The sequence below is a fragment of the Pseudoalteromonas sp. TB64 genome, from assembly GCF_000498095.1.
Classification (GTDB): domain Bacteria; phylum Pseudomonadota; class Gammaproteobacteria; order Enterobacterales; family Alteromonadaceae; genus Pseudoalteromonas.
This window is the reverse complement of record NZ_AUTQ01000113.1, coordinates 11,658-36,026: the sequence shown is the minus strand read 5'-3', so window position 1 is coordinate 36,026 and position 24,369 is coordinate 11,658. Positions and strand designations below refer to the sequence as shown.

Here is a 24,369-nt window from a genome sequence, read left to right as displayed (position 1 = left end):
TTTACAGCAATATTCGAACCTAAATAAAAGCTTTTAAATATCAGCAGTTAACATGCTTTAATTTAAGTTGGTTACATTTTTTGTGTAAATTACACTCAGTTGCATGTAGTTATTTCTTGATTAAACAGATGGTTTTCAAATCATGTTAAAGATAATACGGGTTGTTTAATGAAGCTTGTCTGAATTACATTTGTATAAAAATAAAAAAAGCCGCAAAAGCGGCTTTAAAAATGAATTAAAATTAATTATTTCTTTTTAAATCTACGCATCACTGAAATAGGTGCTAAAAGCAGTGTTAACCAAAATAATGATCCAGAATCGTTATCATCATTATCGTCTATAACCACTTCGTTTACTTGAATTACAACCGTTGTCGTTTCAGATGTATTTCCAGCACTGTCTTTTGCTTGAACAGCCAGTGTGATAGTACTCTCAGAATCAAGATCACTAGCTATTATAAGCTGTCCTTGTCCATTAATAGAAACCTTTTCGCTACCAGAAACTATAAATTCAACCACTGGCGATATATCAGCATTTGGATCGCTAAATACGAGCTGACCTATTACAGTACCTACTGAGCTACCCTCATCAATTGAGAAGGTTTGATCTGCAGCAATAACCGGTGTTTGTTCCTCTGGAGTTAAAATAACTTCAGATTTAATATCAATGATTACAGGGTCATGATCTGATGCACGATATGCGCTTTCAGAGTATAAGCTAGACTGTTGAGCGTCGCTTTTAAACTCAGTATTGTAATCAAGTGATATTGGCTCATCAGCATTAATATGCCAATCTTGCGCTGAAACCACTTTGCTGAGCAGCGACTCTGTAGCTACAGCATGATCTAAGCTTCCTGCGCGACCAGAAAAGCTATAAGAGTAACCAAGTGTATTGCCATCAAGCTCTGCAACTACATTCTTATACCCTTTATCTGCAAATGCACGTATTGGGTCTTCCATTGCGTAAGCATTCATGTCGCCAACTAAAATAGTATCTTCGTCGTCAACACCTGTTGGTTTGCTATCAAGCCAATCTGCGTATGCGTTAGCACCTTGCGTACGTATTTCATTCCAACAAGCCTGACCATCGTTTTGATCTTCGTTAGCACCGCTTGCGCTACCACAACCACCTTTAGATTTTAAATGTGCTACGGCAACAGTAAAAATTTCATCGGTTGCTAAAGATTTAAAGCTTTGCGCAATTGGAGTACGGTTACTAAAATCAAATGGCGCTTCAGTTGTAATAGCTGCAGTACCTACTTCTTCTACTTTATTAGCACGGTAAATTAATGCTGTAGTGATTGCATCAGTACCTATTTGATCAAGATTGAAGTCAACAAATGCATATTGGTTGGCTGTATCAGCATCGTTTAATGCATTTACTAGGCTAGCAATGGCGCTAAACTCACCAAAACCATCATTTTCTATTTCCATTAAACCAACAACATCTGCTTGCATTGCGCTAATAGCACTAACAATTTTTGCTTCTTGGCGAATAAATTCAGCTTCGGTGTCTGCACCACGATCGGTAGGAAATCCTTCACCCTGACCATCACCATTAAAGTAATTAAGTACGTTAAAGCTAGCTACACGTAAGTCTGCATCAGCATTGAGTTCGGGAGCATCTTCGCGCGCATTTGTTGCAATAAACTGAGGTGCTACCGTTGGGTGAATACGGTAAAGGCTAAAGCTATAAGTAAGAACACCTGTAACAGTGTTTACTGTATCGCCAGTACGTAATGTGTTTTCTGCAGACAAGCCTGGAGTAGGGTATGCCGTTGGATCTAAGTTTTGTACTGTAGAGCCATCATCAAGTAAAATCTTTTTAAGTAGGTTTTCTGTTTCAACAGCATTGGCTGAATCACCAGGCAATGCTATTTGCGTGCCTTGATATAGTCGCTCTGTTGCTAATTCAACTTCGCCAAAACGACCAAGACCAAAGTTGTCGGTAACTACTAAAGGCTGCTCTAAAGTAACGAGCATACCCTCAAATGCTTCCAAGTCAGTTGCGTCTGCTAAAGGCAAAGTAATCTTTGTAGCTGCGACAGATAAACCAGTGTCACAAATAGCAACTTGGCTTACGCTACCAATTTGTGTTGCATCAAAAAACTCTTCAACAGTACCTTGTACTCGAACATGATCGCCAACACTTACATCGGTATCTGCAAAGAAAACAAAAACGCCTTCAGAGGTAAGTGGATTGCTATCAACATCATCAGAAAGAGAGCTTACAAAGAAACCATCAAGCTCTCCATCACCTTGAAAATCAGCAGTAACAATACCTTCTAACTCTACTTGAGTACCAACAAGAGGGCTTGTACTGCCATCGCCTTGAATAGCATTAATGAGTGTTTTATCTGCATTACATACTAATGGTTCAAGTGGTTCAGGCTCCGGTACTGGTTCAACACTGCTGCCGAAAACACCTAGTCCATCAAAATCATCTTGATCAAATTGCACCCATTCTTCACTTGGATCAAAAGCGGCATCAGGTGTTGTGCGACCTACTAGAATACTTTCTTTACGACGAAGGGTCTTATTTTGTGTTTGTACACCACCTTCAGACCAGAATGAACCAGGATCAACACCGCGTTGACCAAAGCTATCTATAACAGTAGTGCCTTGAGTTAGTACTAACGCATCATCACCATTAAAGTTAGCAACGCCACTTTCAATATCCGCTTTTGCTTTAAGTTCATCAACAGAGCTTGAGTTTACAATTACATATGTACTGTTAGCCGCAAGTGTACCCGTTAATTCAATTGAATTACCGACTGTTGTGCTGCCATTTGAGTATAAACCAAGTGTGTAGCCATCTAGCGAGATGTCGCTTGTTGATGTGTTATAAAGCTCTATTGCTTTATTATTACTACCACCTTCAACGTATTCAGATATGATTAAATTAGCGGAGGCTGGTGCACTTAGGCTTGCAATAACAAGCGCTAGTGGTGTTATTTTTGTTTTAAACATTTTTTTATTATTCCCGTGTATTTTAAAATCCCAAATGGGACACCAGTTTAGAGAATAAACATGACGAAAATAATACAAAAATGTAAATAGATGTAAATAAAAGGCGGTTTATCCGCCTTTTTGTAATTAATTTACTATTTAGCTAGGTAGCGAGCGGCTTGTTTAGCAAAGTAGGTTAATATGCCATCAGCCCCAGCACGCTTAAATGCAAGTAAAGACTCCATTATAGTCGCTTCCTCACTTAACCAACCGTTATCGATTGCAGCTTTGTGCATTGCATACTCACCACTTACTTGGTAAGCGAAAGTAGGTACACCAAATTCATCTTTTACGCGACGAACAATATCTAAGTAAGGCATGCCAGGCTTAACCATAACCATATCAGCACCTTCTTGTAAGTCTAATGCAACTTCGCGTATCGCTTCATCAGAATTTGCAGGATCCATTTGGTAGGTTTTTTTGTCAGCACCTTTTAAATTTCCGGCTGAACCAATCGCATCCCTAAATGGACCATAATAGCTAGATGCATACTTTGCTGAATAAGCCATTATGCGAGTGTGAACAAATCCATCTGCTTCAAGAGCTTCACGAATTGCAGCAATGCGACCATCCATCATGTCTGAAGGAGCGATTACATCAGCGCCTGCTTGCGCATGTGAGAGTGCTTGTTTAACTAAGATTTCAGTTGTTACATCGTTTATTACATAGCCCGCATCATCAATAATGCCGTCTTGTCCGTGGGTAGTAAATGGGTCAAGCGCACCATCTGTAATTACACCCAACTCAGGAAAAGCCTCTTTTAAAGCGCGAACGGTGCGTTGTACCAAGCCATCATCGTTATATGCTTCTTCTGCAAATAATGATTTTTTATCTGTAGGTGTTACCGGAAAAATAGCAACGGCAGGTATGCCAAGTTCAACGAGTTCTTTTGCTTCAACCAATAGTAAATCTATTGATAGGCGCTCAATACCTGGCATTGATTCAATTGCTTCACGGCGATTCTTACCTTCAAGTACAAAAACAGGATAAATAAGATCATTTACTGTTAGCTGGTTTTCAGCCATTAGACGACGTGAAAAACTATCACGGCGCATTCTGCGCATGCGGGTGTACGGAAAAAGGTCTAGTCCTGATTGGGCCATATTAATATGCTCCTACTGTGGGGTTGGAAAGGTAATTACTTGATTACGACCGTGCTGTTTAGCGTAATAAAGCGCTTTATCGGCGCATTCAGTAAAAATTTCGGGATTGTTAATATCGTTGGCAACGTCAGTATAAACGCCAGCACTTATTGTAAATTTAATGTCTGTTCCATCAACTACTACGCCACTTTGTGCAATCGTTTGGCGTATTTGTTCTGCAATATCGTACGCGCCTTTATTTTCTGTATTCGGTAATAGCACTACAAACTCTTCACCGCCATAGCGTACAACCTCGTCAAGAGGTCGCTTTAAGCGATTTTTTATAATGCTTGCAACTGCTTTAATAACTTGATCACCAGTTGGGTGTCCATATGTATCGTTAATGGCTTTAAAGCGGTCTATATCAAGCATTATTATACTCAATGGTGTTTGTTCTCTGCGAGAGCGTCGGGATTCCATTACTAATTTTTTATCAAAAAAGCGGCGGTTTTTTATGCCAGTTAAGGCATCCTCTGTATTGAGTTGTTCAAGTTCTTGGTTTTTTTCTTCAAGTTCTCGCAAGGTTACTTGTAGTTCAAAAGTACGTTCATTTACTTGTGTTTCTAGTTCTTGGCTTGTTTTTTCTTGTAGTGCAAAGCGCTCTTTTAATAATGTATCTTGGGCTGCATTTTTAGCAATTAAGGTTTGTTGTGTAATTACTTGCTCATCACGCTCTAAAATAAATAGTTTCATTACGCAGTAGCACAGGCAAAAGGTGCAGCTAAAAAAGCATATAAATACAAAAGCGAGAGTACCTCTATTAAATGCATATAACCCCATAACAGCAGCGATAAGGTAAAGCATAACCACCAAGAAAAAAACAAGCGAAAGAGCCAGTGCTTTGTTCGGTTTTGAGGCGTTTTTACGAATACATGAAAATGTAGTTACAGTGTAAAAACTTAAAATAATAGGGGTGGTTATTAGGCAAAACAAAGTGATAGTTGAGCTTGGCAGCATCCAAATAAACAATATCGAAATCGCAAATAAGTTAGTTATTATTCTCTGTACATTAAACAGCTTAGAATTTGTAGGTTGGCAAATTTGTCGCTGCAAAGGGAGGAATAATAAAGTAACCAGCATTAGTAATATGGGAATCATAATCTGCTGAATCCCCGGTATATTTGGATGTAAATACCGAATACCAAACCCACAAAGATATAAAAGTAAAAAACCTAATGTTAGTGTTATAACACCGGCATATGCAAAGTAACGCTTATGTGAGAACCCATATAAAACAAGGCAGCTTACTGCTAACGAAAATACAAAACCGATGAATAAGCCGTATACCAAGTTAACATTACCTTTATGGGCTAAATAAGCATCTTGCTGCCATATNNNGTAAACCAGCGCTATTGGTTACTTTTAGAATGACGGTAGTTGTGCTGTCAGCAGGTATCGTTAATTTAACTAATAACGACTCACTCTTTATTGAGCGCTGAGATAGTAAAAATGCATCGCCTATTAGAGTTTCAAAGAGCAATGTCGAATTATGTAAGTGAAACACCTGAACTTCATTTAACAATGGGTTATCGAGTGAAAGTAGCGGAGTAACATCATTTTTTAGAGTGTTTTTTATTGAGAACATTAACCATACAGGTCGCTCTTCTAACCCAAGGTTTAGAGGTTTATTTTTTATTGTATGCCATTTATTAAAATCACTTTGTGTTGCACTTAGTAATGAGGTTGGTTCAAAAGAATAACGCACAGTGTTAATGCTTTCATGTTTAAAGTGGTCATTTATTACAGGATCAGCAAAAGTGAAAAATGCGCAAAGTAGCATTAATAAACTAAATAATGCTTTTACGTACGACATTAACGCGCCTCTAAGCCAAAAATATCATAAAAGTTTTTTGTAGTTTGTTTTGCTACCAGCTCTTCATCTATTTGATAAAGCTGAGCAATTGTCTGGCAGATATAAGGCAGCAATGAAGGTTCATTTTTACGCGACTTTGGCTTTGGCTTGACTGTGCGAGGTATTAAAAAAGGCGCATCTGTTTCAATTAATAAACGCTCAATAGGAATGCTAGGTATTAGCTGCTGCAAGTCTTTACCACGTCGTTCATCGCACACCCAACCGGTAATGCCGATATAAAGCCCTAAATCTAAATAGTTTTTTAGCGCATCAGCATCGCCCGTAAAGCAGTGTAATACACCTTTTACATTAAACTCTTTGAGTATAATGAGCATATCACTACTTGCATCTCGCTCATGTAAGTAAACCGGTAGGTTTAGCTTTTCAGCTAAAGCAAGTTGACGCCTTAATACACTTTTTTGTACGTCTCGAGGTGAAAAGTCTCGATTATAATCAAGACCACATTCACCAATTGCTATAACGTGCTTATCTTTTGCAAGGAGAGTTAGTTGGTTTTCGAGCTCATCAGTGGCTGATTTAGCATCATGAGGATGTACGCCGGCTGTAGAAAATTGCTGATACTTTATGGCAAGCTCAAGCGACTGCTTACTACCAGCTATATCGCAGCCAATAATAAGCATACGGCTAACACCTGCGGTATTAGCACGAGTAATAACATCTTGATGCTGCTCATCAAACTGATGGTTAGTTAAGTTAACCCCAGCATCAATTAATGTGTATGACATTATTTAGTACGTTTAACGCGAATAGAGCTGTTTTTACCTTCTTTTTTCAATAAAAAAGAATTAAATGCGCCACGGCTAATTATAATAGTATCGTCTTCTTTTAAGCGCATACGATCTGAACCAACTTGACGCCATTGTTGATCGTTATCTAACGAAATAATTAATTCGCCGTAAGCCGCTTCTTCAACAGATGTAACCATCGCCTTAATTTCAGTTTCTTTTTCTACTTGTACTTCTTGTTTATGCTCTAAACCAAAACCGCCAGTTGTTACCTCTGCTTGCATTGGNGGCTGGTGGTGTTAGTGTTTTTGTTACCGACGGCTTTACAAGTGACTTGCCTGCAATTGTATTGTCGTAACAAAGCAAACGATTAAAATCGTTTTCAATAAAGCTACATGCTTGCATGTGCTTGTTCATTAATTGGTGTTTCTGCTTGAGCTGCAAAAATAGGTGCGCTTAGTAAAACGAGTAGTGATAATTGTTTTTTCATTTTATTCCTCAGATTTTTGTTGTTCTTTAGCGGTATAAAATTTTGCTAAAATTAGACCTAATTCAAACAAAAGCAGCATTGGAAACGCCAATAATGTTTGTGATAGTACATCAGGTGGTGTTAAAAACATTGCTACTACAAAAACGCCCACCACGATATAAGGACGCTTTTCTTTTAAGCTTTTTGTTGTTGTTGCACCACTCCAGCATAGCAGCATAATAGCCACTGGAATTTCAAATGCGACACCAAATGCAAAAAATAGTTTTAATACAAATCCTAAATAGCTGCTTATGTCGGGCGCAAGGGTCATCATTTCTGGACCCGTACTTGTAAAAAAGCCTAAAATAATTGGTAGCACCACAAAATAGCAAAATGCAATCCCACCATAAAATAATATGATACTTGAGGCGAGAATAGGCATAAGCATACGTTTTTCGTGCTGGTATAAACCTGGGGCTATAAACCCCCATATTTGATGCAATATCCACGGAATAGATGCAAATAAAGCGACAAACAAAGTAAGCTTAAATGGTGCAAAAAAGGGCGCAGTTACGTCAGTTGCAATCATGGTTGCAGTACTTGGCAAATGCGAGACTAACGGCTGTGCGACAAAGGCATAAATGTCATTCGCAAAATACACAATGGCAATAAAAATAACAAAAATGCTTAATAGTGCTTTTATTAGCCGATCCCGCAACTCAATTAAATGAGCTACAAACCCCGATTTTACTTCCTCAACCATTATTATTTATACCATTTAGTAAGTTGACCATTGAAAGAGAAATAAATTTCACTTTTTTTCATCAATATGTTGGTTATTTTCTGGATCTGATGGCTGTTTTTTATAACTGTGGGTAACCGATTGGGCTGCTTGTTGTAATTCACTCAATGAATTTTGCAGCTCAGGACTTAAGTCTTTTAAATTTTGTTGCTCTGCTTTTTTAAGGTTCTCGTGTAGTTCGTGTACACGCAGTTCTTCACTGACCTCTGCCTTTACTGAGTTAGCAAGTGACTTAGCAGTTTTTATCCAACGGCTTACAGTTCTTATAGCCACAGGCAAACGTTCAGGACCTAAAACGACTAAACCAACAATAAGAACAACAACGAGTTCCCACATTCCCATACAAATTAAGCCTTGTTGCTATCTTTGGTTTTTTCAGTATTAACTGGTTCGTTTGGAGCTGCGCTTTCTGATTTTTGAATTTGCTCAGTTGTCTCTTGCTCTGTTTTATCTGTACTTTTTTCATCAGACATCGCTTTTTTAAACCCCTTAACAGCACCGCCTAAATCACCGCCAATACCGCGTAATTTTTTAGTACCAAAAAGAAGAACGATGATTGCCAATACAATCAATAATTGCCAAATACTAATACCACCAAAACCCATGGTTTTCTCCCATTTATAAAATAATTAAATGTATATTTTAAATACTAATTATACGCCCAATAGCGTAAATAGCACTTAGTTTATTCGCTTTGCCACGCAGCTATAAACCCGACTACAGAGCATGTTATTGCAATACTTGCGGCAATAAAATCGTGCTGTAAATAACAAAGCGCTGCCATAATCATAGTTGCACTACCAAACAAGCTTAACACTAAAGGTTTATGAGATGCCTTTTGTACTTGTATTTGAGAGTGCGGCGTACGTTTTAAACTTTGATAAATTAAATCAGGTAATTCAGGCATTTTTTCTGCCCAAAATGGTAAGTTAGCATACATTTGTTTCAATACCGATAATGGACCAACTTGTTGTTTTACCCAATCTTCTAAAAATGGTTTAGCTGTTTGCCACAAATCTAATTGTGGATAAAGTTGTCTACCTAACCCTTCTACATATAATAGCGTTTTTTGTAGTAGCACTAATTGAGGTTGCACCTGCATATTAAACCTACGCGCAGTATTAAAAAGGTTAACAAGCACATGACCAAACGAAATTTCAGCTAAAGGCTTATTAAATATAGGCTCGCATACAGTGCGAATAGCAAATTCAAATTCTTCAATACTCGTATCGTACGGAACCCAACCAGAATCTACGTGTAGCTGTGCAACTTGGCGATAATCACGATTAAAAAAGGCAATAAAGTTTTCAGCTAAATAACGTTTATCTTCTTTGTTGAGTGTACCTACAATACCGCAATCTATACCAATATACTTAGGGTTTTCTGGGTGTTCGCGCGAAACAAAAATATTACCAGGGTGCATGTCAGCATGAAAAAAGCTGTCTCTAAATACTTGTGTAAAAAAGACTTCAACACCGCGTTCGGCGAGCAGTTTCATATTAGTGTTTTGTGCCAGTAATGCATCAGTATCAGATACGGGTATACCGTAAATCCGCTCCATTACTAATATATTATGGCGGCTGTAGTCACTATAAACAGCCGGAATATAAAGCGAGTCCGAATCTTCAAAGTTACGTTTAAGCTGAATGCCATTAGCGCCTTCACGCATTAGATCGAGCTCATCAAGCAGTGTTTTTTTATACTCTTTTACTACTTCAACAGGGCGCAGACGTTTTGATTCGTTATGTACTTTTGCAAGTACCTTAGCGAGCTTTTCCATTAACGCCAAATCGGCATTAATTTGTTCGTGAATGTTTGGACGAATAACTTTAATTACAACGTCTTGTTCAACATTTTGATCATCAATAAGTGTAGCAGTATGAACCTGCGCTATTGATGCTGAAGCCAGCGGTGTTTGCGAAAATTCACTAAACAACTCGCTAATGTCATTAATATCGAGCGCTTTTTCAATTATTTTTTGCGCAAGTTCACCTTCAAAAGGTTGTACTTGGTCTTGTAAAAAAGCGAGCTCTAAAGCTATATCGTGTGGTAATAAATCGCGACGTGTGGAAAGCATTTGCCCAAACTTAATCCACACTGGACCTAATTCTTGCAACGCTAAACGTAAGCGTAAACCCGCAGGCTTGTTTTTATGTTTATTACGTAGCCAAAATAAACTACCTCGAGCCGCTTTGGCAAACCAAGGGATTTTATGCTTGGGAATTAACTCATCCAACCCGTAGCTAAGTAATGTTTTAGTGATGTAATACAATCGTGCAGTCGACACAAAAAATCCTTAGCGGGTTACAGTGTTTAGTAGGGTATTTATACGTTGTTCAATGGCAGCAACTTGACCTTTGAGCTCTCTATTTTGTTGTTTAAATTGCTCAAGCTCTAGCGGATGAATTGTAATCGCAAGCTCGTCTTGGCATAAGCTTGTAAATATGGAACTAATTTGAGCTTTTGTTTTATTGCTCTGCTGTCCAAGTGCTTTTAAATATAGATACAGTTGTTGTGCAGGGGCATCGCCAATGTATTTAGATAGTTGTTCTGGCCAATCGATATCTAAACCCGAAAATGCATTACTGTAAGTTTGGGCAATATTTAAATCACCTTGTAAATCGAGTTTATCTTGGCGTATTAACTGCGTAAGCATTGCTGGGTTTTTTAGCGCGATGAGAGTGTCGATGTCTGCGCTTATCATACAGTCAGCGTTATCACTACTTTGTGCGGTATATAAATGTAATTTTTTATCGGCGAAAACGAGTTGAATGGTTTGCTGCCAATTCCTCACTTCAACTACTAAGCGCTGTTGTTCTACGGCGCTTAGTTTTTGCGATAGTTGTGGATCGAGTTTAAGTGCTTGATTAAGTATGCGCTCAATAAGCGACAGTACAAAATTAGGTAACATAAAAAAAGTTGATGTATTTAACGCACCATTATTTTTCTCAGTTGCTTGTTCAAGCGTCATTAATCTCTGCCTTAATATTTAAAACCGCGATGAAGTGCAACAATACCACCGGTAAGGTTTTGATACGTTGTTTGTTCAAAACCAGCATCATCCATCATTGCTTTTAAAGTATCTTGATCTGGATGCATACGAATTGATTCAGCTAGATATTTGTATGACTCACTGTCGTTAGCAACTAGTTTTCCCATTGTTGGTAACAAATTGAATGAGTAAAAATCGTAAGCTTTGCTAAGTACTTCATGCTCAGGTTTAGAAAACTCTAATACCAATAAACGACCACCTGGCTTTAAAATACGGTACATAGAGCGTAATGCTTTATCTTTGTCAGTTACATTACGTAAACCAAATGCAATAGTGATCACATCAAAGCTATTATCTGGAAATGGCAGCATTTCGGCGTTCATTTGTACGTAGTCAATATTGCCTACTAACCCAAGGTTATGTAGCTTTTCACGACCAACCTTAAGCATTGAAGAATTGATGTCGCCTAAAACAACCTGACCTGTTTCACCAACTAATTGGCTAAATTTAGCAGTTAAATCACCAGTACCGCCAGCTAAATCAAGTACATGATGACCTTTACGTACGCCAGAGCTTGCAATTGTTTGACGCTTCCATAAGCGATGCACACCAAAAGACATCAAATCATTCATTACATCGTATTTTGCCGCAACTGAGTGAAATACGTCTGCAACCATTGAGGCTTTATCGTCTTCGGCTACTGTTTTATAGCCAAAATGCGTGGTCTTTTCTGGTGTCTCGTTCATGATTAATCCTATCGTGGCAATAAACGCTAGTGTACTTTATTGTGCCGTGCTGGTGCAATTTGAATATGATTCATCAGGCGATTTAATGTCCAGCAGTAAAACAGCTTTGCCCGAGTGAGCGCGCTTTAAAAGCTGCTTGAGAGGCTTTTCTCGCTAGTTGATTGAAGTCATCTAACTGATCGTGTTGCGCAATACCTAACGATAAATTAATTGCAGGTAGCTTAGTACCCGTTTTTGAGCTAACAAAACGCAGCTTTTCAACACCATTACGTACTTTTTCGGCAATTACATTCGCTGTTTCAGGGTCTATGTCGGCTAATAATACGGTAAATTGATCTTTAGCTGTACGCCCTGGTAAACCACTTTGAAATACGTATTTTTGAACTTGTTTTGCCACTTTGTTTAAAATAACTTCCCCGATAATATCGCCGTAATTATCAGTAAAATGATCTAAATTATCGATTTGTATCGCAATAGCGCAAATAGATTTTTGCTGATTGGTCCACACTTGTGTTTGTTGTGTTAAATAATGGCGTTTATAAAGACCCGTTTGGCTATCAACAACATGTTGCTTACGTAATTGAGTAAGCTGTTTTTGTGTTTTGTCATGTAGTCGTTTAGCTTTACTGAGTTCTTGTTTAAATTGTTTGTGTTGCTTTAATAGTTCTGCGGTTTGATTATTCAATACTTCAAGCGCTTGGCGACTCTGTTCTATGTTGTTTTCATCTAGTGTATGTACACACTCGCTTACTTGACCAGCAAAGCGAATTATTTGTTTTTCAGTTGCTTGAGCATTGTGAGAAAGTGAATTTATAACACCATCAACATTTTGAATCATACTGACTTGAGTTGTATGACCCGTATTTAAAAATTCAGAATATAATTGTTCGATTAAAACGCTATCAATATTATCGTTAGTAGCAATAATGCGATCTAGAGCGTTATTTAGCTTTAAATTAGTTTGGCTTGTGTAAGTATAAACAACTTGATAATTCAAAGGAGTAGGTGCAAGCGCAAAGCGTTCTAAAAAAACACACACCTTAGTCATTTTTTCTTGTGCAATAGCCATGGAATCATGGAACATCATTTTAAATACCAACTAAGTACGCAGTAAGTGCAAATTCGAATATCTCATTCCATGAGGCGGTTATGCATCCCAGCTTTTTATTATTTTTATCTACAGTAATCTTTATAATCGCTATTTAAAAGGAAAAATGAGAGTTAGGGAACTTAAATTTTACTTTAGCGGCTCAATAGCTGTTTTTGTCATCAATTAAGCTTGTTTTTACTTCATTTAATGTATGTAACGTATTAATACACTTAGTATAAGTAGAGATTATTACTATGAGGTTGGTCTCATTTACTTGCTATTTATTTACCCTACGATAGCTTTATGAAATTAATTACATTACTAAGTCACATTATAATGAATCATTTTTTACTAAGACCATTACGCCAATCATTATTTGGTATTACGGTTTTGTGCTCATTAAGTGCATGCCAAATGACCATGCAAAATTCAGATCAACAATTTACTCAAGTAGCGCAAAGTATTGTTGATTATAGAGAAAGTATTAACCCTTACGATCGTGTAGGTGGTGTTGAAGGTTATTTATTACCAAATTTATCCCCTGAATTTTTAGCGCAAGAATATAAAAATAAAACGCGATTACTTGCTGAATTAGACACTATTAATATTGAAAAGCTAAGTGATGAAAATCAAATTAACTTCAGCATTATTCGAGCTCAAGTACAAAACAGTGTCGATGAATATGTATTTAATGCGCACTATATGCCGCTTACCTCTGAATATGGGTTCCATTCTGGCTTGTCGTACATAATAAATAGCTCTCAATATAAAAACCCGGAAGATTACCAAGTTTATCTTGCACGATTGACGCAAATTCCACGCTTTTTTGAGCAAAACATGTATTGGATGAAAAAAGGGCTTGAGACAGGGCTTACTCAACCTAAAGCTGTGTTGGAAGGTTATGAAGATTCAATTAATGCCTACATTGTTGACGATGTAACTACGTCTGAATTTTATAAACCATTTTTAACTAACACAGCTGGTTTAAGCGAAAGTGAATTTAAAGCACTACAACAAAAAGCTAAAAATATTATAAAAGAAGAGGTTATAAAATCTTATAAAGATTACTTAGCGTTTTTTACGCAGCAATATCGACCTGGTGCACGTACAAGTATTGGTATATCAGATACACCTAATGGCGAAGCGTTTTATAAAAATAGAGCTAAGTACTACACCACCACCGATATGACACCTAAAGAGATTCACGAACTTGGCTTAAAAGAAGTTGCACGAATTCGTAGTGAAATGGAAAACGTAATAGCAGAAGTAGGTTTTAAAGGCACGTTTGCCGAATTTGTCCACTTTTTACGCACTGATCCACAATTTTACGCCACAACACCAGAGCAACTTTTAAAAGAAGCATCTTATATTGCTAAAAAAATGGATGCACAACTGCCGAAGTTATTTCATACCTTACCGCGCAAACCTTATGGTGTAGCACCCGTACCAGCCAGTATTGCTCCTAAATACACAACAGGTCGCTATTCTGGCTCTAATCGAGATGATGAAGCAGGGTATTATTGGGTAAATACTTACGCTTTAGATAAGCGCCCTTTGTATGTTTTAGAAGCATTAACGCTGCACGAAGCCGTGCCTGGCCATCATTTACAAATATCACTTAATGCAGAGCTAGAAAGCTTACCTAGTTATCGTCGTGATGCTTACCTTTCGGCATTTGGTGAAGGTTGGGGGCTTTACTCTGAGTATTTAGGGATTGAAGCTGGTTTTTATCAAAACCCATATAGCCGTTTTGGTCGTTTAACGTATGAAATGTGGCGAGCGGCACGTTTAGTTGTTGATACGGGTATGCATATGTATGGCTGGAGCAGAGAGCGTGCCATGAACTTTATGAGTGAAAATACAGCGCTTTCGTTGCATAACGTTAAAACAGAAACCGATCGTTATATAACATGGCCTGCACAGGCGCTTTCGTACAAAATAGGTGAGCTTACTATTAAGCGTTTACGCATTGAAGCAGAGCAAGCGCTAGGAAAAAGCTTTGATATTCGTGAATTTCATCATCAAATATTACGCCATGGTTCAGTGCCTTTATCGGTACTTGAAACACAAGTGCGTTTATATATAAAAGCAGAGTTAGCTAAACAACAGAATTAGATATTAAGGCAGTTAAAGCCTTGAACAAATAAAAGTGTTATGTCATTTTGGTGGTATAGCACTTTTTTATTTTAAAAACAGTCATCAAGGGGCCTTGGGTGAGTAATTTTATAATGTTTAGTATTGATGTATTTGCAAGTATGTTTATTGTTGTTTTAGGGTTGTTGGTTTTAATCGTTGTCGTTTTTTATATTCGAGATGTAACACAAACTAAGCATGCTATTAGACGTAATTACCCTGTTATTGGTCGCTTTCGATATTTTTTTGAACGCCAAGGTGAGTTTTTTAGACAGTACTTTTTTGCTCAAGATAGAGAAGAAATGCCATTTAACCGCGCTGAGCGTAGTTGGGTTTATCGTGCAGCAAAAGATGTTGACCGTACGGCTGCATTTGGCTCTACACAAAGCTTAGAAGTAACAGGTACGGTTATGTTTATGAACTGTGCGTTTCCTACTTTAGACGAAGAAGCGCTCGACCCGAGTAATGTTACTTTGGGTCCATACTGTAAAACACCTTACACAACCAACTCGTTATTCAATGTATCTGGTATGAGTTTTGGCGCGCTTTCAAAGCCAGCTGTACGGGCCTTATCAAAAGGGGCAAAACTAGCGGGTTGTTGGATGAACACCGGTGAAGGGGGATTAAGTCCTTATCATTTAGAAGGTGGTGCCGATTTAGTGTTTCAGATTGGTACAGCTAAATATGGTGCACGAGACGAGCATGGAAATTTAAGTACCGAAAAGCTAAAAGAAATAGCGGCTCACGAACAAGTAAAAATGTTTGAACTTAAAATGAGCCAAGGTGCAAAACCAGGTAAAGGCGGTATGTTACCAGGGCGCAAAGTTAACGCCGAAATAGCTAAAATTAGGGGTATTCCAGAAGGGCAAGACTCTATTAGTCCCAATGGTCATCCTGAAATTAAAAACCCAGCCGATATTCTCGATATGATTGCCACTGTACGTAACGCGACAGGTAAGCCTACAGGCTTTAAAGCGGTAATTGGTGCTTACGGATGGTTAGAAACGTTGTTCGCTGAAATAAATCACCGTGGTATAGAGTCTGCACCTGACTTTATTACTATAGATAGTGCTGATGGTGGTACGGGCGCTGCACCACAACCGCTTATGGATTCAGTGGGTTTACCACTTCGTGAAAGTTTACCGCTTGTAGTTAATATGCTTGAAAAACATGGGCTGCGAGATCGTATTAAAATAATCGCCTCTGGTAAATTAATTGTTCCTTCAAAGGTGGCTTGGGCGTTAGCGTTGGGTGCTGATTTTGTTGTATCGGCTCGAGGGCATATGTTTGCACTGGGCTGTATTCAGGCAATGCAATGTAATAAAGATACCTGTCCGACCGGGATCACTACGCATAACGAGCGTTTGCAACGCGGCTTAAATGTAGCTGATAAAGCGCAACGAGTAGCTAACTATAATAAATACATTCATTACGGAGCTGGGCTAATAGCCCATTCTTGTGGTGTGACTAGTGCACGCGAATTAAAACGTGAACATGTACGTATAGTGCAAGAAAGTGGTTTATCAGAACCGCTCGATAAAATTTACGAAAACTATAAGTAAGTTTTTAACTAACTAAAAAAGGCGCTAATAGCGCCTTTTTTAGTGTTTTTTAGTTTAATTGGCTTATTAATAAACTAAAAAATGCTTCTTTGTTGTTGCACGTTTGGGCATTTAAAATAAGTTGCTCGCCTAGTGCTAATGTTTGTTTTTGCACTATAAGACGCGCCTTATCATCACCAATACTATCTATATCGGTTACATGTGCGAGCCCTATGGTGCGCCTAATTAACTCAGCACCACAGTAACCAATGGCGTCTTGTAATACGCCTTTTATAAAGTATTCACCGTAGCCTGTAACCTTTAGCGCACCTTCAGTAGTGTGCTCATTTATAAGCGTAAGCCAATGTTGTTCAAATAAGGTATAGCATTCAACAAGGGTGCTTAATAAGTGGGTTTGATAATTACGACGAGCCACAAAATCTTCAATATGCCCGTATTGTGCGCAGTAATTTAAAAGTAAATTACCAATAAAAGAGCCAATATCGAACCCAGCAGGACCAAAAAAGCCAAATTCAGGGTCGATCATCTTCGTATTATTACAATCAACAAAAATACTGCCGCTATGCATATCACCATGAAGTAATGTTTGCGGGTTAGATAAAAAATTAGCTTTTAGTTTTGCTATTTCTAACTTTAATACGCTGTTTTTTTGTATTGCATCAACTTCGCTTTGTAGTTGCTCTGGGTAGTTATTGCGTTCGTGCTCAATGTACGGATCGCTAAAAAATAAGTCCTCAGTGATTTGGCAAAGTTCAGGATTAGTAAATTGACTAACAAGTGCTTTTTTAGTTTGTGCGGTTAAATAAAAATCTGAATTATAAAAACCAGTATGACTTAAGTAGGTAGCTACATGCTGCGCCAATTTAGGAAATTGCTCCGCATTATTTTGTGCAGTGCGCAGTATTTGTAAATTACCTAAATCTTCTAAAATAGTCAGTGCTTGCATTTCACTATAATGTAAAACCCTAGCAGTATAAGTTGGGCAAATAGCACCATGATTAAGCAAAACTTGTGCTTCTATACGAGCTCTATCAAGCGTTAATGGCCACGACTCACCCACGCAACGCGCGTAAGGCAGAGCTTGCTTTAAAATAACGCTATTATTTTGCTCATCAGTAACTCTAAATACTAAATTAAGATTGCCATCACCAAACTCATATGCCGATAAGGTTTGTCCTTGAGCAAAAAAATTACATTGTTTAGATTCAATTAATGTCGATACGTAATCGATAGCGCGCTGTGCGTTAAAAGCAACATAGTTAGTCATGGTTTAAATCTCAAAAATCAGCTTTTAAGCATTCTATACTTTTAAATGTTTAGATGTCTATAAGTCCAACTTGAGAGTTGTTCAAAGTGGTGTAAAATAACGTTACGCATTTTTAATACCTTAAGCATTATGCAAAATTTAATCGCAAGCAGTTTAAAATATGAAAACGGGTCGCTTAGTGTGCTTGACCAATATTTACTACCTCACCAGCAGGTATGGCATCAGTGCCATGATGTAGAAACCATGAAAGAGCTGATCATTAGTTTAAAAGTGCGTGGAGCTCCACTTATTGGTTTAAGCGCGAGCTTGCTAGTGGCGTATTTAGCTGAGCAAGGGGTAGTTAAAAGTGAGCTTGAAAAAGCAATCAACGAACTAGAAGCCACTCGTCCAACGGCGGNTGGCGGCATTGCGTAAAGCTTTAACGCAATGCGATTATGTTGCCGGTATTGTTACCACAGCCGAGCGGTTGTTTATAGAAGATATAGCGCTGTGTGAGCGAATGGCAAACCGTGGCGCCGAGCTTATAAATAGTGGCGACAACATATTAACCCATTGTAATACAGGGGCACTTGCAACCGCTGGTATTGGTACTGCACTAGGTGTTATTTACAAAGCGCAGCAAAAATATGGCAACGTACATGTGTGGGTTGATGAAACACGACCATTATTACAAGGCGGTCGCTTAACAGCCTTTGAGCTTGAGCGCTGGAAAATACCTTATACATTAATTTGCGATAATATGGCGGCAAGTTTAATGGCTGCAGGTAAGGTGGATAAAATAGTGGTAGGGGCTGATCGTATTGCTGCCAATGGTGATTTTGCTAATAAAGTGGGCACCTATAATTTAGCCGTACTTGCGTATTTCCATAACATTCCATTTTATGTAGTTGCGCCTATTACCACGCTTGATACCAATACCGTGTGTGGTGATGATATAGAAATAGAGCAACGTAATCCTCAAGAAGTGCGCGGAGTTAGCGGTAGCTTTGGCGAGGCTTTATGGGCGCCCACTAATGCTAATGTATATAACCCAGCATTTGATATAACGCCGGCAAAGCTGGTCACAGGGTGGGTGTTAGACACCGGTGTTTATAACCAAAGTCAGGTAGAAAATGGCGAACTTATAAAGCTTAAGTAATTTCGTAATATCCTTGGTTCACATTATGTTTATTAGTGTGGACCAAGGTTTTGAATGACTAACTTACGATAATAGCGGAAATTGCTCTGCAATAGACGAGTCAGTACTTTTTGCTACCCAGCCCTCTGTATTGTTAAATAAGCGAATGGCAGTAAACTCAGGGTCGCTTCCCATATCAAACCAATGCGGGGTAAGTTCAGGCACTGAAATTAAATCGCCTTGTTGGCAAAGTACCTGATAAACCTTATTGCCTAAATGCAGGCAAAATAGCCCTTGGCCTTTTACAAAAAAACGCACTTCGTCTTCACTATGAGTATGTTCAAATAAAAACTTTTTGCGCAGCTCTGATGCGGCAGGGTTGCCTTTAGCTAGAGATATAACGTCTACTGTTTGATAGCCATTTTCGATTTTTAATCGATCTATATCGTTTTTGTACGCACTAATAATTTGCTCATGGGTGGTGTGCTCATTAATATCTGCATTTGCTTGCCACTGTTCAAAGCGTACGTTTACTTTAGCTAGTTGCTTTGCAATATCATCTGCATTTGATGTGCTTACAAGTGCTTTGTTTGCATTGTTGTCGGCATACACCGTTAATTGGCTCATACTAATTGCTCCAATTTAAATTGGCTAAAGTCATTAATATAAGGGTGTGCTTTAGTGCTTGCTTGCCCATCACGAATTAAATGTAGTGTTTTTAAGCCCGCAGCCTGCGCGGCATCAAGCTCGCCGGCTACATCACTTAAAAAGAGTATTTCTGCTGCTTTAAACGGTAACAGATCAACAATAGTGTTATAGGCTGTTTGTTCTTGTTTTGCGCCAACTTTGGTGTCAAAAAAGTCAGTAAACAAGCTGCGAATGTCGCCATAATCACTGTATTTAAAAAGTAGCTGCTGCGCTTTTACCGACCCTGACGAGTACACATACAAAGTAATATCGTTGTTGTATTGAGCTTGTAAAAAATCAAATGCATCTGGGTATAAATGACCCTTAAAATCACCGTGTTCATACCCTGTTTGCCAAATTAAGCCTTGTAACTGCTTAAGTGGAGTGATTTTTTTATCTTCATCAATCCAGGTAAGTAAAGTGCTAATGACTTCTTCTATATCGGCGTTTGGCTTTTCGATAAGCGCTTTTACGGCACTAATTTGCTCGGCTACATCTGGCTTATTAGCATTGGCACGTACAAAGGTAGGTAACTGCTTTGCCGCGTAAGGAAACAACACCTCTTTAACAAACGAGATACGGGTTATTGTGCCTTCGATATCGGTTAAAATGGCTTTAATCATTTAGTTACTCCCGCTTGAATGCCTATTATTTTTAGGCGCTCTAATTCGCAGCTAAATAAAAACTCTAAGGCTTCTAGGTGGCGACGAACTTCATCAATATTGCGCCCTACAGCATATAAACCATGGCCACGTATCAGTACGCCATGCTCTATCGGCGTATGTAAATGATGGTCACTGACCAGCAGGCTTAATCGGTCAATATCTTGATCGTTATCGAAAATAGGAATGCTCAGCGTTTCTAAATGCGAAGTAAAGCCGCTCAGTGCTTTTTGCATTTCATAGCCTGTTAAATCAAGCTGATGCCTTTGGGTAATTTGCGACAGTACGGTGGCGGCTACAGAGTGAGTATGCAAAACACACTGCGCATCAGGTATAAGCTGATACAAACTTAGGTGTAATTGTGTTTCTGCCGATGGCTTTACAGCCCCAGCTAGGCGCTCGCCTTGGTGATCTAATTGCAAAAAATGCTCTTGCGTAAGTGAACCTTTATCGTGCCCACTTGCCGTAACAACAAAGCCAGTGCTAGTACGAGCTGAAAAATTTCCGCCTGTTGCGGGTACCCAGCCTTTTTGGCTAACCCATTTTCCGGCTTCAATAAGTTGTGAAATAGCGGTATTGTTTTGCATACATTCCTCACTAATGAGCGTAAAGTTAATTGTTTTTAGACGGCTATACTTCTGTTTTAAGCAATGATAGCATCGCTTTAAGCGCAAAACCATCATTAAGGGCATCACGTGTTTGAAAGTAAATTACCAAATTTAGGCGTTAGTATATTTAGCCAAATGAGCGGGTTGGCTAGTGAGTTTTCGGCAATTAATCTCTCTCAAGGCTTTCCTGAGTTTGATGCTCCTGATCTTTTAAAAACGCAGTTAAATTATTATGTGCAGCAGGGCGTTAATCAATATTCACCTTCAAGTGGTGTACCACGATTACAGCAACAAATTGCTGATTTAGCAAAGCGCAAATATGCAGCTGATATAAACGCAGCTGATCAAGTTACTGTTACCTCGGGTGCAACAGAGGCATTGTTTGTAGCCATTCAAACAATTGTGCGCCCCAGTGATGAAGTGATTGTATTTGACCCTGCATATGACTCTTACCAACCCGCAATTGAACTTGCTGGTGGAAAGTCGGTACACATTGCTTTAAGTGCGCCAAATTACACTATTGATTGGCAAGTAGTAAGCCAAGCAATTACTAAAAATACCCGTGCAATTATTATTAATACGCCTCATAACCCAAGCGGTAAAATATTACAGCCACAAGATATAAAAGAGCTTAAAGAGTTAGTTGGTACTCACAATTTGTATGTAATAAGCGATGAGGTATATGAGCACATTACGTTTGATCAGCAACCGCATTTAAGCGTATTACGCGATGATGAATTATTTGCCAAAAGCTTTGTTATATCGAGTTTTGGTAAAACGTTTCACAGCACGGGCTGGAAAATGGGTTACTGTATTGCACCTGCCGATTTAGCTGTCGAATTTAGAAAAATTCATCAGTACGTTACGTTTTCAAGTTTTACCCCTGCACAGCATGCGCTTGCCGATATGCTAGAGCAGCAAGGCGAGCATATAGATGAGCTAAGTGGGTTTTATCAGCAAAAACGCGACTTATTAGCGAGTCATTTAAGTAATAGTCGTTTTAAAATTTTACCTAGCCAGGGCACTTACTTTTTATTATTAGATTACAGCGATGTATCGGATTTAAACGATGTTGAATTTTGCCATTGGTTAGTTGAGCAAGCGGGTGTGGCGGCTATTCCGTTAAGTGTGTTTTATCAAAAGCCCCCAACCGATAAAGTCATTCGTTTATGCTTTGCTAAAAACGACAACACTCTCATAGAGGCTGCGCAAATATTATGTCAACTTTAACCATTACAGCATTGCAAAGCTCGCTTCATTGGCTTGATAAAGACGCTAATTTAGCCATGTTTAATAAGCAGCTTGAGGCAATTACGCATCAGCCCGATCTTATTTTATTGCCCGAAACATTCTCGACTGGCTTTGCTATTAATTTAGATTGTGCAGAGCCCGAAAACGGTAAAGTACTGACGTGGTTAAAGGCGCAGGCTCATAAACATAATGCGGTTATTGCGGGTTCGGTACTTGTTGCACAAGGTGATAAAAAAGCGAATCGGTTTTATTGGGTAAAGCCCGATGGTGAAGTGAGTTATTACGATAAACGCCATTTATTTCGCTTAGGCAGTGAAGGCGATTACGTTGTAGCAGGGCAAGCGCGCAAAGTTTTTGAAATCAACGGCTTTAAACTATTACCACAGGTATGTTACGACCTGCGCTTTCCGGTATTTCAACGTAATAATAACGACTACGATGTAATGATAAACGTAGCAAATTGGCCTGCTGTGCGCCGCCATATTTGGGATACGTTACTTATGGCGCGTGCAATGGAAAACCTATGTTACGTAGTAGGCGTTAATCGCGTGGGGGAAGACGGTAATGGTGCCTTGCACAATGGCGGTACAGCGGTATACGACTTTAAAGGCGATGCATTAACTAAAGCGCAAGATAACACCGAGCAGCTAGTTACAATAACACTTGAAAAAGCACCACTGGATGAGTTTAAAGCAGCGTTTCCTGCCTATTTAGATGCAGATCCTTTTACATTAATATAGATACGTTAATTTAGCGCAGAGCCAATAAAGTGTTAAAATAGCCGCTGATATTTTTGTTGGCGGCTAATATACATTATGAACACTTTAATCACTCCTGTAATTTTAGCTGGTGGCATAGGCTCTCGATTGTGGCCGCTTTCTCGCCAAGCAATGCCTAAACAATTTTTACCACTACTAAATGAAAACACGTCATTGCTGCAAAGTACATTGGCGCGTGTTTCTAATGAGTTGTTTGATAATGCTATTTTAGTGTGTAATGAGCAGCACCGATTTATTGCCGCCGAGCAAGCTGCCAGCTCAAATCCTAGTGCATTATTACTCGAACCCAAAGGTAAAAATACCGCCCCTGCCATCGCATTAGCCGCCCACTATGCACTGCAAAATGGAATTACCGGTCCGCTATTAGTGATGCCTGCCGATCATCATATTAAAAACTTTGATGTATTAACAGCTAAGCTCCCTGAAGCTGTAAAACTTGCTGAACAAGGAAAGCTAGTTACGTTTTCTATTACGCCTACAGAGCCGCATACTGGTTATGGTTATATAAAACAAGGCGCGGCTATTGCCGGAACGGGTTGTTACGATGTTGCTCAATTTAAAGAAAAGCCTGACTTAGATACAGCGAACCGTTATTTAGCTCAAGGTGGTTATAGCTGGAATAGCGGCATGTTTTTATTTACCCCCGCAGCCTATTTAAAAGAGCTCGAGCGGTTTGCGCCAAAAATAGCAACGAGTGTCGCTGCAGCGGCACAATTTACCAAAGATTTAGGGTTTACCCGCCCAAGCAATAGTGCGCTTGAGCACTGCCCAAGCGATTCAATTGATTACGCCATTTTAGATCGCAGTAATAACGTAGTTGTTATGCCTGTTGATTTAAAATGGAGTGATGTAGGTAGTTTTTCATCCCTTGATGCGCTTACAAAAAAAGATGAAAACGGTAATAGTTTAAATGCTAATTATATGGCTCAAAAAAGCACTAATAACTTAGTTATTAACGAGGCTGAACACACTATTGCCACGCTTGGAGTAAGCAATTTAGCAATTATTCATACTCATGATGCCACGTTAATTGCAAACCAAAATGAGCTAGATTCTCTGCCTTTGTTGCTTAAGCAAATTGCTACAACACAAGCCGATAAACTTAACCATCATCAAGTGGTTTTTCGCCCATGGGGAAATTACCGTACTTTGGTTGAAGGCACTGGCTTTAAAGTTAAAAAAATTACTGTTAACAGCGGTGCTAAGCTTTCGACGCAGCGCCATCAGTATCGCGCTGAACATTGGGTTGTGGTTTCGGGTATTGCAGATGTGTGTATTAATGAGCAAGCGTATACGCTAACGCATGACCAATCGTGTTATATCGCGGCTAAGCAAATTCATAGTTTGGCTAATAATCAAAAAGAGCCGTTAATTGTCATTGAAGTGCAAACCGGCACTGTACTTAATGAAAGCGATATAGAGCGATTTGATGATAAATATGGAAGGGGTTAAAAAA

Annotated in this window: 19 protein-coding genes and 3 pseudogenes; 6 read left to right on the top strand and 16 right to left on the bottom strand. The window is 38.8% G+C overall.

Features of this window, described 5'->3' with window-relative positions; genetic code table 11:
- Positions 1 to 245 precede the first annotated feature (245 nt).
- From L647_RS0108735 to L647_RS0108680, 12 genes and pseudogenes are all read right to left on the bottom strand, one after another.
- Positions 246 to 2,969, bottom strand: a complete 2,724-nt coding sequence (locus L647_RS0108735; protein ID WP_024610801.1) for an ExeM/NucH family extracellular endonuclease — start codon at positions 2,967 to 2,969, stop codon at positions 246 to 248.
- Positions 2,970 to 3,103: 134 nt separating this feature from the next.
- The gene (gene hemB / locus L647_RS0108730; RefSeq protein WP_024610800.1) at positions 3,104 to 4,111 is read right to left on the bottom strand and encodes a porphobilinogen synthase; all 1,008 of its coding nucleotides are present in this window, start codon (positions 4,109 to 4,111) and stop codon (positions 3,104 to 3,106) included.
- Between the two features lie 12 nt (positions 4,112 to 4,123).
- Positions 4,124 to 5,963: pseudogene (locus L647_RS01000000123920) on the bottom strand (diguanylate cyclase).
- Positions 5,963 to 6,748, bottom strand: a complete 786-nt coding sequence (locus tag L647_RS0108720; RefSeq protein ID WP_024610799.1) for a TatD family hydrolase — start codon at positions 6,746 to 6,748, stop codon at positions 5,963 to 5,965. Before L647_RS0108720 ends, L647_RS01000000123920 begins: the two are co-directional and overlap by 1 nt.
- Positions 6,748 to 7,238: pseudogene (locus tag L647_RS01000000123915) on the bottom strand (hypothetical protein). Before L647_RS01000000123915 ends, L647_RS0108720 begins: the two are co-directional and overlap by 1 nt.
- 1 nt (position 7,239) lies before the next feature.
- The gene (gene tatC, locus L647_RS0108710; protein ID WP_024610798.1) at positions 7,240 to 7,980 is read right to left on the bottom strand and encodes a twin-arginine translocase subunit TatC; all 741 of its coding nucleotides are present in this window, start codon (positions 7,978 to 7,980) and stop codon (positions 7,240 to 7,242) included.
- A gap of 48 nt (positions 7,981 to 8,028) precedes the next feature.
- Complete coding sequence (tatB, locus tag L647_RS0108705; RefSeq protein ID WP_024610797.1) at positions 8,029 to 8,361, bottom strand: Sec-independent protein translocase protein TatB; 333 nt, start codon at positions 8,359 to 8,361, stop codon at positions 8,029 to 8,031.
- A gap of 5 nt (positions 8,362 to 8,366) precedes the next feature.
- On the bottom strand, positions 8,367 to 8,624 hold the full coding sequence (tatA, locus tag L647_RS0108700) for a Sec-independent protein translocase subunit TatA (protein WP_024610796.1): 258 nt from the start codon (positions 8,622 to 8,624) through the stop codon (positions 8,367 to 8,369).
- Between the two features lie 80 nt (positions 8,625 to 8,704).
- Entirely contained in the window at positions 8,705 to 10,306 is a 1,602-nt protein-coding gene (gene ubiB, locus L647_RS0108695; protein WP_024610795.1) for a ubiquinone biosynthesis regulatory protein kinase UbiB, read from the bottom strand.
- A gap of 9 nt (positions 10,307 to 10,315) precedes the next feature.
- Positions 10,316 to 10,990, bottom strand: coding sequence for an SCP2 sterol-binding domain-containing protein (locus tag L647_RS0108690; protein ID WP_024610794.1), 675 nt, complete (start codon positions 10,988 to 10,990; stop codon positions 10,316 to 10,318).
- 11 nt (positions 10,991 to 11,001) lie between these two features.
- Positions 11,002 to 11,757: a bifunctional demethylmenaquinone methyltransferase/2-methoxy-6-polyprenyl-1,4-benzoquinol methylase UbiE gene (ubiE, locus tag L647_RS0108685; protein ID WP_024610793.1), complete on the bottom strand. Its 756-nt coding sequence runs from the start codon at positions 11,755 to 11,757 to the stop codon at positions 11,002 to 11,004.
- Between the two features lie 82 nt (positions 11,758 to 11,839).
- Positions 11,840 to 12,826 (bottom strand): GGDEF domain-containing protein, encoded by a 987-nt coding sequence (locus L647_RS0108680; protein WP_024610792.1) that lies wholly within the window; start codon positions 12,824 to 12,826, stop codon positions 11,840 to 11,842.
- Positions 12,827 to 13,183: 357 nt separating this feature from the next.
- On the opposite strand from L647_RS0108680, the gene L647_RS0108675 reads away from it, so the two are divergent.
- Both L647_RS0108675 and L647_RS0108670 read left to right on the top strand, forming a co-directional pair.
- On the top strand, positions 13,184 to 14,962 hold the full coding sequence (locus L647_RS0108675) for a DUF885 domain-containing protein (RefSeq protein ID WP_024610791.1): 1,779 nt from the start codon (positions 13,184 to 13,186) through the stop codon (positions 14,960 to 14,962).
- 113 nt (positions 14,963 to 15,075) lie between these two features.
- Complete coding sequence (locus tag L647_RS0108670) at positions 15,076 to 16,542, top strand: FMN-binding glutamate synthase family protein (protein WP_007579865.1); 1,467 nt, start codon at positions 15,076 to 15,078, stop codon at positions 16,540 to 16,542.
- A 49-nt stretch (positions 16,543 to 16,591) separates the two neighbouring features.
- On the opposite strand, the gene mtnK is transcribed toward L647_RS0108670, so the two are convergent.
- On the bottom strand, positions 16,592 to 17,809 hold the full coding sequence (mtnK, locus tag L647_RS0108665; protein ID WP_024610790.1) for an S-methyl-5-thioribose kinase: 1,218 nt from the start codon (positions 17,807 to 17,809) through the stop codon (positions 16,592 to 16,594).
- Positions 17,810 to 17,938: 129 nt separating this feature from the next.
- Here mtnK and mtnA point away from each other — a divergent pair.
- Positions 17,939 to 18,947 (top strand): annotated as a pseudogene (gene mtnA / locus L647_RS01000000123910) (S-methyl-5-thioribose-1-phosphate isomerase).
- Positions 18,948 to 19,010: 63 nt separating this feature from the next.
- Here mtnA and L647_RS0108655 read toward each other — a convergent pair.
- The 3 genes from L647_RS0108655 to L647_RS0108645 are packed head-to-tail and all read right to left on the bottom strand — an operon-like array spanning position 19,011 to position 20,862.
- Positions 19,011 to 19,553 carry an acireductone dioxygenase gene (locus L647_RS0108655; protein ID WP_024610789.1) on the bottom strand — a complete coding sequence of 181 codons (543 nt, stop codon included), beginning with the start codon at positions 19,551 to 19,553 and terminating at the stop codon, positions 19,011 to 19,013.
- Entirely contained in the window at positions 19,550 to 20,236 is a 687-nt protein-coding gene (mtnC, locus tag L647_RS0108650) for an acireductone synthase (protein ID WP_024610788.1), read from the bottom strand. Before mtnC ends, L647_RS0108655 begins: the two co-directional genes overlap by 4 nt.
- Positions 20,233 to 20,862: a methylthioribulose 1-phosphate dehydratase gene (locus L647_RS0108645; protein ID WP_024589460.1), complete on the bottom strand. Its 630-nt coding sequence runs from the start codon at positions 20,860 to 20,862 to the stop codon at positions 20,233 to 20,235. Before L647_RS0108645 ends, mtnC begins: the two co-directional genes overlap by 4 nt.
- A gap of 108 nt (positions 20,863 to 20,970) precedes the next feature.
- Between L647_RS0108645 and L647_RS0108640 the strand changes: the two genes are divergently transcribed.
- From L647_RS0108640 to L647_RS0108630, 3 genes are all read left to right on the top strand, one after another.
- Positions 20,971 to 22,113, top strand: coding sequence for a methionine aminotransferase (locus L647_RS0108640; protein ID WP_024610787.1), 1,143 nt, complete (start codon positions 20,971 to 20,973; stop codon positions 22,111 to 22,113).
- Complete coding sequence (locus L647_RS0108635; protein ID WP_024610786.1) at positions 22,101 to 22,874, top strand: amidohydrolase; 774 nt, start codon at positions 22,101 to 22,103, stop codon at positions 22,872 to 22,874. The genes L647_RS0108640 and L647_RS0108635 overlap by 13 nt, the downstream gene beginning before the upstream one ends.
- Positions 22,875 to 22,949: 75 nt before the next feature.
- Positions 22,950 to 24,365, top strand: a complete 1,416-nt coding sequence (locus L647_RS0108630; RefSeq protein ID WP_024610785.1) for a mannose-1-phosphate guanylyltransferase/mannose-6-phosphate isomerase — start codon at positions 22,950 to 22,952, stop codon at positions 24,363 to 24,365.
- Positions 24,366 to 24,369: the final 4 nt, after the last annotated feature.

What these genes read in the sequence shown, in the direction of transcription:
- L647_RS0108735 (WP_024610801.1), bottom strand. Translation starts at nt 2,969, where the DNA reads ATGTTTAAAACAAAAATAACACCACTAGCGCTTGTTATTGCAAGCCTA.
- hemB (WP_024610800.1), bottom strand. Translation starts at nt 4,111, where the DNA reads ATGGCCCAATCAGGACTAGACCTTTTTCCGTACACCCGCATGCGCAGA.
- L647_RS0108720 (WP_024610799.1), bottom strand. Translation starts at nt 6,748, where the DNA reads ATGTCATACACATTAATTGATGCTGGGGTTAACTTAACTAACCATCAG.
- tatC (WP_024610798.1), bottom strand. Translation starts at nt 7,980, where the DNA reads ATGGTTGAGGAAGTAAAATCGGGGTTTGTAGCTCATTTAATTGAGTTG.
- tatB (WP_024610797.1), bottom strand. Translation starts at nt 8,361, where the DNA reads ATGGGAATGTGGGAACTCGTTGTTGTTCTTATTGTTGGTTTAGTCGTT.
- tatA (WP_024610796.1), bottom strand. Translation starts at nt 8,624, where the DNA reads ATGGGTTTTGGTGGTATTAGTATTTGGCAATTATTGATTGTATTGGCA.
- L647_RS0108690 (WP_024610794.1), bottom strand. Translation starts at nt 10,990, where the DNA reads ATGACGCTTGAACAAGCAACTGAGAAAAATAATGGTGCGTTAAATACA.
- ubiE (WP_024610793.1), bottom strand. Translation starts at nt 11,757, where the DNA reads ATGAACGAGACACCAGAAAAGACCACGCATTTTGGCTATAAAACAGTA.
- L647_RS0108680 (WP_024610792.1), bottom strand. Translation starts at nt 12,826, where the DNA reads ATGGCTATTGCACAAGAAAAAATGACTAAGGTGTGTGTTTTTTTAGAA.
- L647_RS0108675 (WP_024610791.1), top strand. Translation starts at nt 13,184, where the DNA reads ATGAATCATTTTTTACTAAGACCATTACGCCAATCATTATTTGGTATT.
- L647_RS0108670 (WP_007579865.1), top strand. Translation starts at nt 15,076, where the DNA reads ATGTTTAGTATTGATGTATTTGCAAGTATGTTTATTGTTGTTTTAGGG.
- mtnK (WP_024610790.1), bottom strand. Translation starts at nt 17,809, where the DNA reads ATGACTAACTATGTTGCTTTTAACGCACAGCGCGCTATCGATTACGTA.
- L647_RS0108655 (WP_024610789.1), bottom strand. Translation starts at nt 19,553, where the DNA reads ATGAGCCAATTAACGGTGTATGCCGACAACAATGCAAACAAAGCACTT.
- mtnC (WP_024610788.1), bottom strand. Translation starts at nt 20,236, where the DNA reads ATGATTAAAGCCATTTTAACCGATATCGAAGGCACAATAACCCGTATC.
- L647_RS0108645 (WP_024589460.1), bottom strand. Translation starts at nt 20,862, where the DNA reads ATGCAAAACAATACCGCTATTTCACAACTTATTGAAGCCGGAAAATGG.
- L647_RS0108635 (WP_024610786.1), top strand. Translation starts at nt 22,101, where the DNA reads ATGTCAACTTTAACCATTACAGCATTGCAAAGCTCGCTTCATTGGCTT.
- L647_RS0108630 (WP_024610785.1), top strand. Translation starts at nt 22,950, where the DNA reads ATGAACACTTTAATCACTCCTGTAATTTTAGCTGGTGGCATAGGCTCT.